This window comes from Leptospira brenneri (assembly GCF_002812125.1).
GTDB lineage: Bacteria > Spirochaetota > Leptospiria > Leptospirales > Leptospiraceae > Leptospira_A > Leptospira_A brenneri.
Genome location: NZ_NPDQ01000016.1, coordinates 1 through 13,500 on the forward strand (window position 1 = coordinate 1; position 13,500 = coordinate 13,500).

20 protein-coding genes are annotated in these 13,500 nt (G+C 41.1%); 16 read left to right on the top strand and 4 right to left on the bottom strand.

Annotation, left to right across the window (positions count from 1 at the left end; genetic code table 11):
* The 3 genes from CH361_RS19240 to CH361_RS19755 all read right to left on the bottom strand — a co-directional run.
* Positions 1-324: hypothetical protein (locus tag CH361_RS19240; protein WP_100792453.1), on the bottom strand; the 324-nt coding region annotated here is incomplete at its 3' end.
* The gene (locus CH361_RS19245) at positions 321-551 is read right to left on the bottom strand and encodes a hypothetical protein (RefSeq protein WP_100792454.1); all 231 of its coding nucleotides are present in this window, start codon (positions 549-551) and stop codon (positions 321-323) included. The genes CH361_RS19245 and CH361_RS19240, both read right to left, overlap by 4 nt.
* Positions 552-553: 2 nt before the next feature.
* A complete protein-coding gene (locus tag CH361_RS19755) occupies positions 554-787 on the bottom strand; it encodes a hypothetical protein (protein ID WP_165782289.1) in 234 nt (77 codons plus the stop codon).
* A gap of 172 nt (positions 788-959) precedes the next feature.
* Between CH361_RS19755 and CH361_RS19760 the strand changes: the two genes are divergently transcribed.
* Both CH361_RS19760 and CH361_RS19255 read left to right on the top strand, forming a co-directional pair.
* A complete protein-coding gene (locus tag CH361_RS19760; RefSeq protein WP_165782290.1) occupies positions 960-1,367 on the top strand; it encodes a helix-turn-helix domain-containing protein in 408 nt (135 codons plus the stop codon).
* 315 nt (positions 1,368-1,682) lie between these two features.
* Complete coding sequence (locus CH361_RS19255) at positions 1,683-2,111, top strand: hypothetical protein (protein WP_100792456.1); 429 nt, start codon at positions 1,683-1,685, stop codon at positions 2,109-2,111.
* Here CH361_RS19255 and CH361_RS19260 read toward each other — a convergent pair.
* On the bottom strand, positions 2,062-2,499 hold the full coding sequence (locus tag CH361_RS19260) for a phage protein GemA/Gp16 family protein (RefSeq protein ID WP_100792457.1): 438 nt from the start codon (positions 2,497-2,499) through the stop codon (positions 2,062-2,064). The two genes, CH361_RS19255 and CH361_RS19260, sit on opposite strands and share 50 nt — an antisense overlap.
* Positions 2,500-2,890: 391 nt before the next feature.
* On the opposite strand from CH361_RS19260, the gene CH361_RS19265 reads away from it, so the two are divergent.
* The 14 genes from CH361_RS19265 to CH361_RS19330 form a co-directional block, all read left to right on the top strand.
* Positions 2,891-4,180 carry a hypothetical protein gene (locus tag CH361_RS19265; RefSeq protein WP_100792458.1) on the top strand — a complete coding sequence of 430 codons (1,290 nt, stop codon included), beginning with the start codon at positions 2,891-2,893 and terminating at the stop codon, positions 4,178-4,180.
* Positions 4,180-4,551, top strand: coding sequence for a hypothetical protein (locus CH361_RS19270; protein WP_100792459.1), 372 nt, complete (start codon positions 4,180-4,182; stop codon positions 4,549-4,551). The genes CH361_RS19265 and CH361_RS19270 overlap by 1 nt, the downstream gene beginning before the upstream one ends.
* Positions 4,552-4,560: 9 nt before the next feature.
* On the top strand, positions 4,561-5,640 hold the full coding sequence (locus tag CH361_RS19275) for a phage major capsid protein (RefSeq protein WP_100792460.1): 1,080 nt from the start codon (positions 4,561-4,563) through the stop codon (positions 5,638-5,640).
* A gap of 59 nt (positions 5,641-5,699) precedes the next feature.
* Positions 5,700-6,041, top strand: a complete 342-nt coding sequence (locus CH361_RS19280) for a hypothetical protein (protein WP_100792461.1) — start codon at positions 5,700-5,702, stop codon at positions 6,039-6,041.
* Positions 6,042-6,064: 23 nt separating this feature from the next.
* Entirely contained in the window at positions 6,065-6,484 is a 420-nt protein-coding gene (locus CH361_RS19285; RefSeq protein ID WP_100792462.1) for a hypothetical protein, read from the top strand.
* A gap of 5 nt (positions 6,485-6,489) precedes the next feature.
* Entirely contained in the window at positions 6,490-6,909 is a 420-nt protein-coding gene (locus CH361_RS19290; RefSeq protein ID WP_125232087.1) for a hypothetical protein, read from the top strand.
* Positions 6,906-7,337 carry a phage virion morphogenesis protein gene (locus CH361_RS19295; RefSeq protein WP_100792464.1) on the top strand — a complete coding sequence of 144 codons (432 nt, stop codon included), beginning with the start codon at positions 6,906-6,908 and terminating at the stop codon, positions 7,335-7,337. The genes CH361_RS19290 and CH361_RS19295 overlap by 4 nt, the downstream gene beginning before the upstream one ends.
* On the top strand, positions 7,334-7,939 hold the full coding sequence (locus tag CH361_RS19300; protein WP_100792465.1) for an LIC10173 family protein: 606 nt from the start codon (positions 7,334-7,336) through the stop codon (positions 7,937-7,939). Before CH361_RS19295 ends, CH361_RS19300 begins: the two co-directional genes overlap by 4 nt.
* The gene (locus CH361_RS19305) at positions 7,939-8,355 is read left to right on the top strand and encodes a hypothetical protein (protein WP_100792466.1); all 417 of its coding nucleotides are present in this window, start codon (positions 7,939-7,941) and stop codon (positions 8,353-8,355) included. Before CH361_RS19300 ends, CH361_RS19305 begins: the two co-directional genes overlap by 1 nt.
* A 2-nt stretch (positions 8,356-8,357) precedes the next feature.
* Positions 8,358-9,866, top strand: a complete 1,509-nt coding sequence (locus CH361_RS19310; protein ID WP_100792467.1) for a DUF2586 family protein — start codon at positions 8,358-8,360, stop codon at positions 9,864-9,866.
* A gap of 12 nt (positions 9,867-9,878) precedes the next feature.
* Entirely contained in the window at positions 9,879-10,313 is a 435-nt protein-coding gene (locus tag CH361_RS19315) for a hypothetical protein (RefSeq protein ID WP_100792468.1), read from the top strand.
* A gap of 14 nt (positions 10,314-10,327) precedes the next feature.
* The gene (locus CH361_RS19320) at positions 10,328-10,747 is read left to right on the top strand and encodes an LIC_10177 family protein (protein WP_100792469.1); all 420 of its coding nucleotides are present in this window, start codon (positions 10,328-10,330) and stop codon (positions 10,745-10,747) included.
* Between the two features lie 238 nt (positions 10,748-10,985).
* Complete coding sequence (locus tag CH361_RS19325; protein WP_100792470.1) at positions 10,986-11,231, top strand: hypothetical protein; 246 nt, start codon at positions 10,986-10,988, stop codon at positions 11,229-11,231.
* A partial coding sequence (locus tag CH361_RS19330) for a phage tail tape measure protein (protein ID WP_100792471.1) occupies positions 11,213-13,500 on the top strand: 2,288 nt, incomplete at its 3' end. The genes CH361_RS19325 and CH361_RS19330, both read left to right, overlap by 19 nt.

The window sequence follows — 13,500 nt, forward strand, 5'->3', positions numbered from 1 at the left end:
TGTTTTTCCACAAGAGACCGCCAGCCTGTAGTTAATCGATTGTTTGAATTCGAACGCTTCACGAGTGGTAACAGGATTCCCTGCTGCGATACGCTCCTTATGTTCTCTGTAAATATTACGAGCTTCTTCTACTGTGATACCCCATTCGGCCTGCAAAATGGAATCAACACGGGAAGAGTTGTATTCCCCTGCCAGAACCATACGAATGTTAATTCGGGAAAGATTGTTTTTTTCAGCTAAGTCACCAATCCGTTTGCCCGGTTTAGCAAATAACTGCAATTTAAGAGGGAGTTTAGGACCTCGAGCCCTTTCGACTAAACTCATTTCGACACCTTTGCTTTGTCAGCAGGTATAAGTCCTTCCTTGGCTAAGGAGATCGCGTAATTGCCGGAACAAGGTGCCAGACCGTTTAATACCTGTGTTAAATAATTATAATTTAAATCCAACGTTTCTGCCCATTTTGAGACAGAACCATAACGGTAGCTAATCTCTCGTTTCGCATCTTCGCGAATCTCTTTCGGGATATAGTAACTTCTCTTTGCAGTTGCCATTGTTAGTTGGCTCCGTCCATCAACACAACGAAGTCGATGATTTTCGCTGCGGCAAAAAGAAGATCATTACGGAACTCAAACTTGTCCGCTGTGGAATTATACTCCTGTATGATTTCGTTTAAATACACCGGCAGTTCCCTGAGCGTATCTTCTACATCCGCTGACCCAGAAATCTTATCCCCTAAATGGTGGCAATCCTCGATTTCTCCCAAAATTTTCTTTATTTTATCTTTCATAATTTTCTTCCCCTTAAAGTTCGGGATTGACCCCCGCCTGTGCCGATATATAACAAAATGTAATAACAAACAATTATATTACATTTTGTTATATTGCAACCAAAAAATTACAAAACGTTATATTTTTATACCCGCCATTTACTTTAAATTGGCGGGTATAAACGGGGATTCCATGAAGGATTTGGATACGCCAGGGAAAAGATTACGCTGGTTTATTAAGGTAGTGTTGCATATAACACAACTGGAAGTTGCAACTGAAGTGGGCTTAACTCAGGCCACGATAAGTAACTACATGAATGATTCGCGCGAGATGGATATCGCCTTTTTGTCGAAACTAAGACAAAGGTTTCAGTTAAACCCTACTTGGATTATAAATGGAGAAGGAGATCCGAAACTGCCGTCAGAATCGGAAATTCAAGATTCATTATCTGAATTCGATAAACTTAGATCATTAAATTTTCAGATGCAGTCTGACGAAGCGTTAACCGATGTTATTAAGAGTGCTCAAGAATTAGCAAAAGCTGATCGTGCAGGGCTGGAACTGGTTAGAGATTTGGCAAAAAGATTACTTACGAAATAAGTCAGTGTCTGTTTTTTTGGGCCTGGTAAATCAAAGTGATTATATCTAATTTTGTATTTCGAACAACTTCATAGAGAGGACTACTACCCGATCGCAAATTATGGACTAGTCGATCGAGAGCAGCTTCAATTTCTATTACCAAAATTTCTTTGTCTTCCGTGACATCCAATATTTAATACCTTAATTTATGTTTAGTATATCTGCCCCCAGGGACATTTGGCAAGATTTTTGTTGGAAAATGTTTACGAATTTTTGCTTTACTGATTATTTTTTTTGAACTAATTATCTGTTAGATTGCAATAAAAGGAAATTATTATGTTCGCATTTGTTTTTATAGCGTTTCTAAATCCGATCGTGTTCGTTTATGAACTGTGGAACCAAAGTTTGGTATGGGTGCACGATAAGTATTTTGCGCATAACAGGAATGCTGTTGTCGGGGTTTGTCCGCTTTTGGGAACCCTCCCTCCGTCTGAAGATATAAATAACGCGTTAATGGATGGTCACGAAACTCAGCCGGAAAGAAGCAGAAGGATTTGGGTGGAGGACCATACGGGTAGGCGCGTGCATTATGCGAAACCCTTTGTGTCCGATGCAAAAAACATCGATAGACCTGGCGAACTCAAATGGTTCCTAGAGGAATACAAACTCACCTGCGGTCTTGATCGCCCACCGTATTATGAAGAAATTGCGTATATCAAGAACGCGCGAGCGAACGGGATCGAATTACCAAAAGGGCTTGAATGAGTTTTGCTGCTTGGGCTCTCGTCAATAAATCGAATGGTTTTCTATATTGACGTTCAGCAAACTGATCTAAATCAAATTCTTTTCCCGCGTTCTTTATCTCTCCACAAATTTCTTTTGCTTTAGTCAGTTGCGAATAAGTTCTCTTTTGGAGTTTGTATCGGAACAGCTCAATTTTACCCTTCTTTCTTTTCGTATAGTATTCCGTGCGAAGTTCGTTTAAACGAGCAACAACAAGAACCGCCTTGCCTGGTGTAAGGGAAGAAATTGAATCCGATTGAACGGATTCCTTTACGATCTCATGCAATCGACTTTTTGAAATTTGTATCTCGTTGGCAAGAGCCCAAATTTTTTTCATATGTTCAGAAGATAGTTTTTTTACCTCGCTCATAATAGTTGTCCTTAAAAGAATTCTATGTCTCTTTTTTCTATTTGACAATATTTTTTTAGTTTGATAGCCGGTTAGGTGACTATGAATACAACCAAAGGAAAAATCAAACTATCGAAGAGTACATCACGACTATTCTATACGGTTCCACACTTCGCAAGGCTCTGTGAAATGAGCACAAAACACATATATCGTGAGATAGAAAAGGGAAACATCCCGGCTTATTCACTTTCCGAAAGATCAACACGTATATTGATTTCGGATGCTCAGGAATATCTTAACAGTAAAAAGCAAATAAAAAAAAGATAGGACATAAGGGACATTAGACGACCACTTATATTTTTCCAGCTTTCGTTTTAAGAAAACCTCATTCTCATAGTAATCAGAAATTACAATGAGTGTTGAAAACAAAACATTAAAATTTAACGAGCAAGGTTGGGCAAAACTTGAGTCCGGTTTATTGATTCACAATTCAGGAGCCGCACAGGTAGAGTTTCGTTCTAATCTTCTTGCCCAAATAGAAAATAAATCAGGCGAATCCTCTGCCAAGTTTTCGCCGATCGCAGAGAATGAAGAGTATGCGGAGTTTATGTTTCGCATGCTGTCATGCGTTCTCATTGAGGGTTGGTGGGTTGATTTTAGTGGAGAAGGAGTTCTTGAAAAAGCGACAAATCTTTTTAAAACAAAAATTTATACAGATCACATCACCAATGTAAGAAACTCGGTTGGTGTAACAAAGGATCCTATATTTTCTAATCGAACAGGCGTTCCTGGGATTGATGCAGTGTTTCGTGTGTTTAAGAACGTAGCACCTGAAATCGTAACTAGACTAAAGACGGATCCGCCACTGATTGATTCTAATTCCGTTGGAATCATTTTTCAATTTAAACGGTCCCACATTGATCTAGAGGGTTTTTACTGGAGATTAGGTGAAGAAGTTGACGGACAAATTGTACGTTTGATCGCAACAAAAATCGTTAAAATTCCAGAAACTTCTTTAGTCTCCGCCGGTGCTGATCCCACTGCAAAAAAATTCCATTCAACAAATAGCATTCATTTTAATGAAGATAACTCTAAGGAGAACGAAGAAATGCCGCAAATCAAACGCGCTATTTTTACCTCTCTGGGAGTAGATGCAAAGAAACTCGGTCTGTCCATTGGGGAGGGCGAATTCATCGATCTACCGTCAGAAAAATTAGAAGCTGTGCTTTTACAAGCGGGGCAAAACATCGAAAGCCTTCACGGGCAACTAAAAACTGCTGACAATTCACAAAAACAAGCAGTAGAAACCACAGCAAAATTTTCTAAAATTTTCGGTTTAGAAGCCTTCCCTGAGAAATTTGAATTCGATTCTAAAATCTCGGAAGTGGTGACTCTTCTCGAAGAACCAAAGAAAATGCTACAGACGTATGTCGAAAAAGCACTTACCGCCTATCGTTTGTTTACATCGAACAAGCCGGATCCGATTATCGAGAAGATGATTCAATCGGCAAACATGGAACAGGTGAAGGCATTCTGTGCTCAATACGGTGCGAAGCTCGAAGAAAAGCATCCGTTGAAATGTGGATCCTGTGGTTCGGAACAACTAACTCGTGCATCGAGTGAATTGTCTGAATCAGACAAGGCTGTTGCCGGAAACAAGAAAGATTCTGGAAAGTATAAGATCGAGCGAGGAGGCAAATAATGGCATTAAATGATGATCCATTTGAACCGGGTATTGTCGGAGTCATTCCGCCAACTTTAGTAACCCTAAAACAGAGCACACTAACACAGGCTGATGTTGGGAAGGCTCTAAAAGTTACAGCAAACAAAACGGTGGGACTTGCAGCAAATAACGATGTTCCATTTGGACAACTTTCATCCGTTGAATCAGGCATTGCAGCCGTTAAAGTAGCTGGGGTGCTTGAATTTGAATATTCCGGTACTGCACCAACGCTTGGGTTGATAACAGTTCAAAGTGACGCTGCCGGAAAATTGAAAGTCGCTGCTTCTGGACTGTCTGTCCGAGTGATCAGCGTTGATACTAGCGCAAGTAAGTTCACATTTATCTTATAAGGAGGAAACGTGGCAGATACAAAAACAAAAGAAGGTCTCGTCGTATTAAAGTTAGATGCCGGAATCTACGCAGACGCAAAAACGGCAGGAATGTCGATGAACGAATTCCTCGAACAAAAAGAAATTGAAGCTGGATATGATCCAGAGAACCCCGTGGGAAAAGATTTAACTGCCTTTGAACGACAGTTGATGGCCAATGATATTCCCATTGGAAAAGCAAATTTCGCTGTAGAAGATTTCATTAAGGCATCCCCTATGTCGAAAGTTCTCTTTCCGGAGTTTATCAACCAAAACATTTATCTTGGAATGAATTCAGGTAAATTGGATGTTAAACTCGATGACACTCATAGTGTCAAAACAAGAGTTGCGCAGGGTTCAGCAAAATCAGTTGCCCTTGATATCGGTGCATCTGACCTCAAAGCGAAGGCTAAATCCAAAGAAGGATCCCAGTTTCCAAGAGCTATCATCGCGACAAAGGAAAATGCAATCTCAACTCGCAAAGTCGGTATTGAGATTGACTTCACCTATGATGCGTTAAAGAGGATTCAGGTTTTAAAAGCTCAACATATCTTTCAGGTATTTGGCTGGAACCTTTCTAAACAAATCACTCACAGAGCATTGCAAGTAATTAAGCAAGGTGATGGAAATGCCAATACGGCGATCACTGCGACTGAAACGGCCACCACCACTTGGAAATACTCCGATTTGGTAAATTTAATTTTAAATCCATCCAAAGGAGCAGAGTTTACACATGCAGTGGTTCATCCAGCATTCTTGGAAAAAATTCTTACGGATGATGTGAATTTCAAACAATTCCAATCCTTAAATGTTTTGGAAGGTTTCCTTAAGGATGGAGAAGTTGCAGGGTTCTTTGGAATCAATTGGAAGACTCACCAAGAGATGGATGCTGAATCTGTTCTCGTTTGGAACAAAAACCTAACTCTCGAACTAATCGAAGATGCAGCTGGCCAACTTGTAGAAAGTGACAAATTCATCCGAGAGCAAATCCACGGAAGTGTAATTTCTTATGACTTTGAGTTCGCGAAGCTTTTCTCAAACAGCTGCGCTCAAAAGAACAAGAAAGCTTAGAGTAACAGAAATATCTGGCGAATAGCCAGATCGCAATTTCATTAAGACAGGAGGATGAAATGAAGTTAAAAATCACGACAATTCTTTTGGCGATTTTTTTGTTCGCAACTGCAAACATTTTCGCCAATCACAAAGAAGCTAAACAATCGAAAACTGCGGTGCATTCGGTTTCTATCGAATCAACTGCAGTTTTCCATACTGGAATCGTAGAGAAAGATTTAGATCAAAATGATTTTGATCAGAACTTTCTTGAAAGTTACAGCAATCTAAAAAATTCAGAAACATCCGGTGGAAAACCAAACAGAACAACGAAAAGAAACCTAATCTATAACAAACAGTATCTTGTTTCTCTAGTCTTTTATCATCCACCTAACGGTGATTTTTCTGTTTTAAGAGTATAGCTCACCTCAAGGAAAAGATTGTTATGTTACACAAAGTACAGGAACTAAAAAAAATAATTCGAGTCCGAGGAAAGGATTTGGATCTGAGTGATTCAACTGAAGGAGGTTTACCTTCTCCATTTGAGTCTTTTTTAGAAACCTGTGCTTTGTTTGCTCATAATAAAATTGAGGATTGGGGTTTTCCTGTCCCTTCAAACGAACCATATAGTCCAAAAATTTTGGCTGCAGAGTTATTACTCATCAAGGCGGAAATTGCGGAGGAATTTGGATTCGATGAAAGTTTTAATCCAGAAGAAGTATCCTCCGGTGGATCAGAAGGAACAAAAGTCAAACGTTCTCGCATGGGAGCGGAAGAACGTGGGGAAATCGCAGAGGCTTTGCGTAACAAAGCTTACCAAATTCTTTTCGGAAAACTTCCTACTCCTTTTGAAGGAGTGGCTTAAATTATATGAGCATCCGATCAATGTTAGACCGTGGGTTTCGAGACACAACGAACGCAGCTATTACAATTTTATCCAAAGAATCTCAACCAGGGAAACAAGGGTTAAACTCAAAGAAAGAAATTTCCTGGAAGCCTATCGGGAGTTTTGATTGTAATTGGATTTGGACCCGATCCGAGGAAGATAACGCCGTCGGCGAACGGCAATCATACTCTGCTATCTGTCAAGTTCTCACAGAAGAACTTGGAGACATTAAGATCACGCAGGAATGCAGAATTCTACGTTCTGCAGTAGCCTTACCAGAGAATCTCAGGAATGAAAGTGAACATTGGTTAATTTCTACAGCCCATCCAGCACAAGAGCTTGATGGATTTTCTGTTAGACGAATAGAGATCTACAAACCAAAAGCCGGAGGAAACTCCGTATGATGTCCGTTACCGATAGTTTTGGGCCAATGCTCGCAAGAGCAATCAGCAAAGGTTCAAAGGTTTTGGAAAAAGCACAGGCACAAAACGCCGCTGTTGTTCAATCCAACATCATCAAAGGAATCCGTTCACAAAAGTATGTGACTAATTGGCCTTCGCTCAGCGAAGCAACAAAGAAACGAAAGAGAAAGCTAAGGCTATCTCCATTGACTTTGGTTGCCCATGGTGATTACTCTTCCAGTTTTGAAACTAGAAAACATGACAATACCACCTATGAAGTTGGTACAAATCGTCCAGATGCTCGCAGACATGAGTTTGGTTTTGAGGCAGGTGGCGAACCAGAACGGCCACATGTTCGTCCAGCCTTAAAAGATTCTGCCGAGCAAATCAAAGAAAACTACGTCCGTGCAGTGTCGGAGATTTTTGAATGAAAGCACATCATATCGATTATATCAAATTGATGATCGCAAGTTGTGTTGCAGTTCCGGAGGATTTGGAACCGGGTCTTGACGATACCCCTATGCCTATTATCCCAGCGGACAAAGTGTTTGAATATATTCCTAAACTTGATGATCTGCAAGTTTCGATTCCTTGTGCCGTGATCAAATACAATGGGTCGACTAACCGCAAATGGAAAAATAGGAAACATCGGTTATCTACTATCGTTCGTCCAGAAGGTAAGTTTTTCAAGAATGCAGTTAGGAATGTTGAACAAGAAATCAAATACACAATCGATTTTTGGCTAAGTGATCCTTCGTTAGATGTAATTAGCTCTGTAACAGAACGTGGGATACTTGATCAATGTTTGCTGTATATCGCACGCCATCGCCAAGCGAAAACAATGGAAGAAATTCCATTTGAAATTAGATCAGGGATCACGAATACGGTTGATGATCCTGAAGCACAAAACGGCTATTATAAGCTAATCCTAGAAATTATTTTTAAGGATGGTCTTTATACAATCGAAGAAGAAGAGACATTAGCAGGAGTCACTCTAGAGATTCAAGAACCTGTTCAGATTGAGAGGAAATAGTGGATCGTTTTCAAATTCAAACGGTTATTCAGCAAGTAAGGATCCCTGATGGGGCCATACTCAAAAAAAACATACTCGATATAACCTCTACGCATGATTGCGAAGAAGTGATAGAGAGACTACAAATAGAACTCACCCAACTTGCTGGACCAAAGGAAGTTCCCATCGCGGAACTGACAAACGTTCAGCTTTTACATGTTTATGGGATCTGGGCAGAAACCAGTTCTTCGGCAAACATAAAGAAGGATGAGCCAGCTCCGTTCGAATTCGAGTTAAACAACTCCGAGGTTTGGGTTAAAACCAAGGAACTTAAACTCGCCGGTTTGGAAAATCTAACTCTACTTAGAGTTAGGTGTCCCATCCCAGATCTTAAAATGAAATGTGTGTTTTTTGTCGGCGCAAAAGGAGAACAATAACAATGCCTATCGGTTCAGTAACAACAACCCACCAAAGTGGTGGACTTAACAATGCGGATGGATTCGAGGATCGAATTCACGCGAAAATCGGGGAAGCCGAATTAGGTGATCCAGATTCATTTAAACTGATTTTTTCTTTGCAGGAAGCAAAGGATTATTTTGGGAGAGGCCCACTTGTGGATTCCCTCCAACAACATTTTGAAGAATTCGATGAGGCAGCTGGTGAAGTTCCCGTGCCAGTGCTTGCAGGAAGACCTGCAAACGACACTGTGGGAACAATTGATCCACCAGTTTCTGCAGAGTCAAATACTGGTGCTGCACCGCTGCCAACAGCCAGCGGAACACCGACTGGATCAAGGAACGTCGTCTTGCGTGTAACAAAAGCAGGTGCTCTAGGTGCTGCCGAAATTCGTAAATCGGAAGACGGTGGTGTGAACTTTGCACCCGCAGTAGTTTTACCAGTTAGTGGAGTCATTGCACTTGCGGTTGGAGTATCTGCAACTTTTGTGAATGCGGCAACACCTGCAGATTCGTTTAAAGTTGGTGATACTTGGACATTTGTGATTAAAGCTCCTTCAGCTTCGATGACAAGTATTTTGGCATGTGTATCTTCCTTGAAAAAATTGGATATGGCTGATCATCCGTTCTACTTCGTTCATGTATTAAAAGGAGTTACGAGAGCGATTGCTGTTTCTATTGGTCAGTTGCTTACGGAAATGCGAAATGAAAAACTCTTTCGTTTGTTCGCAATCGTTGAAACTGAAAGCAAACAAACAGCACCAGAGTCCGAAACTGTACCAGCTTATTTCCAAAGAATCCAGGATGAATGGGATTCTTTTCAAAGCGAAAATGTATGTGTTGTAGGTGCGGAAGGCCGGTATATTGGTGGCGGTATTGAGTCAGCTGGTGGTTGGAATGCCGCAAAAGAAATCTCAGAAACAAGTGAGGTTTACCGGAACGCAGCAACTTTTCTTTGCGCTCGAATCGCAGCAGGTCGTGTAAACGAAAGTGCAGCTTGGGTGAAGAAAAATAAATCTCGTACTTTCATCGGAGTTCGTTATTGGAATGGAGCTTACAACACGTATCTCAAACCTTTGGATAACTTTGGTTTAACGATGCTCCAAATGTATCCAGATGAACGGGGTGTTTTCATCGCAAGTGATAACCTCATGGCAGCTGCCGATTCAGATTTTAAGTATATTCCTGAAATGAGGCGTAAAAACAAATTAGAACGCATCATCTACAAAACATCCCTTCCATTCTTAAAAATGGATACGGAAACAAATTCGGGATCCGGAGGATTGGACGCAGTCAAAGCGTATTGCGATAAGGCAGTCGCAGAGGCAATGGAAAAACCGGGTGAAGCAGAGATTTCAGGACATGAAATTGTTTTTGGAAAGGTCAAGAAAGTTGGGAACCAAAAGGTTTTGCCTGCAACGATCAAGATGTTCATTCGTGATAGGCTGGATGCGATCCAGTGGACAACCCAATTCGGGCAAGTAGCACAATAAGGAGGATTTGAAATGGTTAAACCAGGTGATGTTTTACCACAGAGTTTGAGTTTTGAAAATTTTACGGCAAACGTAATGGCCCGAGAACTGATTAAGTTCTCTGAGTTCTCATTAGACTACGAAAAGGAAGTGGCGTTCAAACTGGGAAAAGGCGGAGAGCCGGTCAGTTGGACTGTGAAGAGCTATAAACGTTCTGCGAAACTCAAAATTCAATTAGGCGAACTCAAGTATATGTTCCAAGCAGCAATTGCCATGGGTGGTGATTTACTGAAACTGCCGCCTTTTCCCGTAACTGCGACTGCAGAAAGTGAGGACGGAACGTTCAAATTGGTCATCCCTGCTGTCACAATTACGAAAGTCCCTCTTTCATTCAAAGAAGGTGACGACACCGCAGAAGTTGAATTGGATCTTGCAGTGACAAGTTATCCGATTATCACATTTACATAGTTAGGAGGTAAATTATGGATATTAGTTCTGAACAAACAGTTACGATAACAGATTTTAAAGCGGCTATGGATTTATTCCCAAAGGAATACGTTCTGGTCGATGGAGAATTTCTCGAAACATACAAAGAGCCGATTTCAATCGTTAAACGCTTTTTAGAGCCAGTTGGCGGACTGCACTTACTGGAAGCGGACGAAAAATCAGTGCTAATGAGAGTCCCATCCAAAGAAATTTTAGAAAAGGTAGTGAAGCGTGCAGACAAACTCACCGGAACTGAATCAGATCTGCAACTCATTGCTGATTGCTCAGTTTATCCGAATGCAAATACGTTTCAGTCTTGGGTAAACTCTGGTAGCCCTGGTCTTGCCTCAGCATTTGCTAAAAAACTTCTTCAGTTAGCAAAAGTTAACCAAGAGGTGACCGCAAAAAAGCTGTAAAAGACCGGCAGTCGGAACTTAAAACACCGTATACTCAGTTAGAAATCCTGAATGCGGTATTTTTTCCGAGGCGAAAAATGCCTGATGTTATGGATATTGAAGGATTAATTAACTTAAACGAGGACATTAATTGGTTTCAAGAACGATTGATCGATATTGTAGCAGCAGGCGTGAACAGGGGTTTGGTTAAGTCATTTCCCTCTTGACTTTTTTAGGAAACATAGGTAGTCTAATAAACATGGATGAGAAAGAGCAAAAGGAACGAATGGAGAGAATCAATCGACAGATGCACATCGATAATAGACAGATTAAAGACGATGTAAATCTTGCGACATGGGCTTTAATCATTCCTTTTTTTGGTCTCTTTACTGCCAGAAATATTGTTGATAAATCAACAAGAGTCATTGCATACGTTGGCTGTTTTGCAAACTTTATGATTACCGTGTTTCCATTGGTGTATGAGCAATGGAAACATTTGAACTAGGAGTTGTTCTTACATTAAAAGACTCAATGATCGGAGAGGTGAAACGCCTCAAAGATGAGTGGAATAATCTTCGTGAGACTCTCAAATTAACAGAAAATCAAGTTCGCTCAATTGATAATAGCTTTGCTAATTCTCAGAAATGGGGAAAGGTCATGGCTTGGGGAACTGCCGCAACCATGGGTTTTTCCAAAGGTATGATTACAGCTCGGATGGAAACATCTAAGCTGGAAAAAGAACTCCAGACTCTCGGCTTTTCCATTGAAGATATTCAGTTTCTTTCTGCGCAAGGATCTCACCTTTCCGTGGAAACTGGAATTGACAAAGGCGAGATTCTAACCGGCTTTTATGATCTCAAGTCCGCAGTCGAAAGTCTTGATGCCGCGGCCCTTCCGAAATTCGCAGAATCAGTAAAAAAAACAGCTATTGCGACAAAGGGTTCATTTGCCGACTTATCAAAGTTATTTGGTATGACTTACAACCAATACAAAACAATGTATTCTGGTATGTCTGATGCCGATTTTGGGCGAATGGTCGGAAATACAATCACTGAAGCTTCACGCTTATATAGAACAGACGGTGCTGCAATGAACCAGGCTATGAATAGCTTAGGATCCGCTGCAGCTTCCCTTAATGTTACATTCACGGAACAGTCTGCGGTTTTAGGAAGATTACAGAATGTTATGAATCCAGGAGAAGCCGGAACAGCTTACCGAGCTTTCCTTTCTAAAATTGGGCCTGGTATGAAATCCATTGGACTCAGTGCAACCGATGGTGCAGGAAAACTCAAATCTATGCCTGCAGTTCTGCAAGAGATCAATAACAAGTTTGGTGAAATCGATGCGACAAACGACCTTCCTATACTCATCAAAGCCTTCGGGGAAGAAGGTGTAAAAACAATCCAGAACCTAATGCCTCACATCGGCAAACTTCAGCAAGATATCGATTATCTCGGCGGTACTGTTAACAATATGGATTTCTCTGCATTTGAAACTGCATCGGAAACAGTGACAGAAAACACTGGAGCCCAGTGGCATAGAGTTACAAGTTCGATCAAGGCGTTAGGTGATACATTTGCAAGCGTTACGGATGGGCCGGTCTCTGGTTTTCTTGGAATGATCGCTGATGGAACTGGTCATTTGATTGAATTCGTTAATGAAAGCGAGAAGTTTCGATTCTTCGCTGGTTGGGTATTGGTTGGGATTCCGCCACTGGTAGCACTTGGCGGAGCGATCGCTTCTTACATCTACTTTATGAAAGCTTATACCGCAGTAAAAGTTGTGGCAACAGCAGCAAATGCTCGCTATACAGGATCTGTCCTTTTGGAAACAGGAGCGGTTTTTTATAACGCTGGTGCCTATGTAGTGAATAAGGCTGCCTTGATGGGAAATACTGTGGCGACTTACATTGCCACATCAGCGACAAGAGCAGCATCCATTGCAAGAGCCACCAACATTGCCCTACTCGGAGTGGAGAGAACAAGTATTGGTCTTACAGGAATGGTATATGCAGTAGTTTCTGGGAAAACTTCCCTTGCCACTGCTGCACAGTGGGCATTCAATACAGCTCTTTCTGCTAACCCGGTTGGTGTTGTAATTATCGCTCTAGTCGCATTAGTAGCAGTCGTTGTTTTGGTAATCAATTACTGGGAAGAAATAACATCTGCAGTTAGTTCTACATGGCAAGAACATAAGCAACTAATCACTGTTTTGCTAGCACTGAGTGGTCCAATTGGATGGACCATTGCTGCGTTGGGTCATATAATAGATAACTGGGAGGCGATCACAGGAGCGGTGCAAAAAGCCTACATTTGGACCAAAAAGTTTTTTTCGGATGAAACAGGAAAAAAAGAAATTGATTTAGAATATAGTGTCGGTCAGGCAAGTTCTAAAATTAAAACATTAGAAAAGCAAAGACAGGATATGCTTAAAGCTGGAATGGGCAATTCACAAACTTACAAAGGTTTAGAAGAGTCTATATCCGCGCTCAAAACCAAACGTGCAAATGATGAAGCGGAACTGGGACAGATATCCGCTTTCAAGTCACAGATGCAAACATTAGGAGAAACCAAAGAGCTCTTAGAAAAGCAAAGAAAAGGTTTGAAGTCTGGTTCGCAAGCTTTCCAAGAATATTCGGCTCAAATCGGAGAGGTTCAATCAAAGATTGATGCTTTAAACAAATCTGGTTATACTGGTATGGCAAAACAAATAGCTTTATCCAAGCCAACAACAGCGACGTCTTCTATCTCTTCTGATAGTGTTCTAAAAGCTGC

Bases quoted from the DNA above. Each gene is read 5' to 3' on its own strand.
- CH361_RS19280 (WP_100792461.1), top strand. From the start codon at position 5,700: ATGAAGTTAAAAATCACGACAATTCTTTTGGCGATTTTTTTGTTCGCA.
- CH361_RS19285 (WP_100792462.1), top strand. From the start codon at position 6,065: ATGTTACACAAAGTACAGGAACTAAAAAAAATAATTCGAGTCCGAGGA.
- CH361_RS19265 (WP_100792458.1), top strand. From the start codon at position 2,891: ATGAGTGTTGAAAACAAAACATTAAAATTTAACGAGCAAGGTTGGGCA.
- CH361_RS19755 (WP_165782289.1), bottom strand. From the start codon at position 787: ATGAAAGATAAAATAAAGAAAATTTTGGGAGAAATCGAGGATTGCCAC.
- CH361_RS19295 (WP_100792464.1), top strand. From the start codon at position 6,906: ATGATGTCCGTTACCGATAGTTTTGGGCCAATGCTCGCAAGAGCAATC.
- CH361_RS19320 (WP_100792469.1), top strand. From the start codon at position 10,328: ATGGATATTAGTTCTGAACAAACAGTTACGATAACAGATTTTAAAGCG.
- CH361_RS19315 (WP_100792468.1), top strand. From the start codon at position 9,879: ATGGTTAAACCAGGTGATGTTTTACCACAGAGTTTGAGTTTTGAAAAT.
- CH361_RS19245 (WP_100792454.1), bottom strand. From the start codon at position 551: ATGGCAACTGCAAAGAGAAGTTACTATATCCCGAAAGAGATTCGCGAA.
- CH361_RS19760 (WP_165782290.1), top strand. From the start codon at position 960: ATGAAGGATTTGGATACGCCAGGGAAAAGATTACGCTGGTTTATTAAG.
- CH361_RS19260 (WP_100792457.1), bottom strand. From the start codon at position 2,499: ATGAGCGAGGTAAAAAAACTATCTTCTGAACATATGAAAAAAATTTGG.
- CH361_RS19290 (WP_125232087.1), top strand. From the start codon at position 6,490: ATGAGCATCCGATCAATGTTAGACCGTGGGTTTCGAGACACAACGAAC.
- CH361_RS19300 (WP_100792465.1), top strand. From the start codon at position 7,334: ATGAAAGCACATCATATCGATTATATCAAATTGATGATCGCAAGTTGT.
- CH361_RS19325 (WP_100792470.1), top strand. From the start codon at position 10,986: ATGGATGAGAAAGAGCAAAAGGAACGAATGGAGAGAATCAATCGACAG.
- CH361_RS19255 (WP_100792456.1), top strand. From the start codon at position 1,683: ATGTTCGCATTTGTTTTTATAGCGTTTCTAAATCCGATCGTGTTCGTT.
- CH361_RS19310 (WP_100792467.1), top strand. From the start codon at position 8,358: ATGCCTATCGGTTCAGTAACAACAACCCACCAAAGTGGTGGACTTAAC.
- CH361_RS19270 (WP_100792459.1), top strand. From the start codon at position 4,180: ATGGCATTAAATGATGATCCATTTGAACCGGGTATTGTCGGAGTCATT.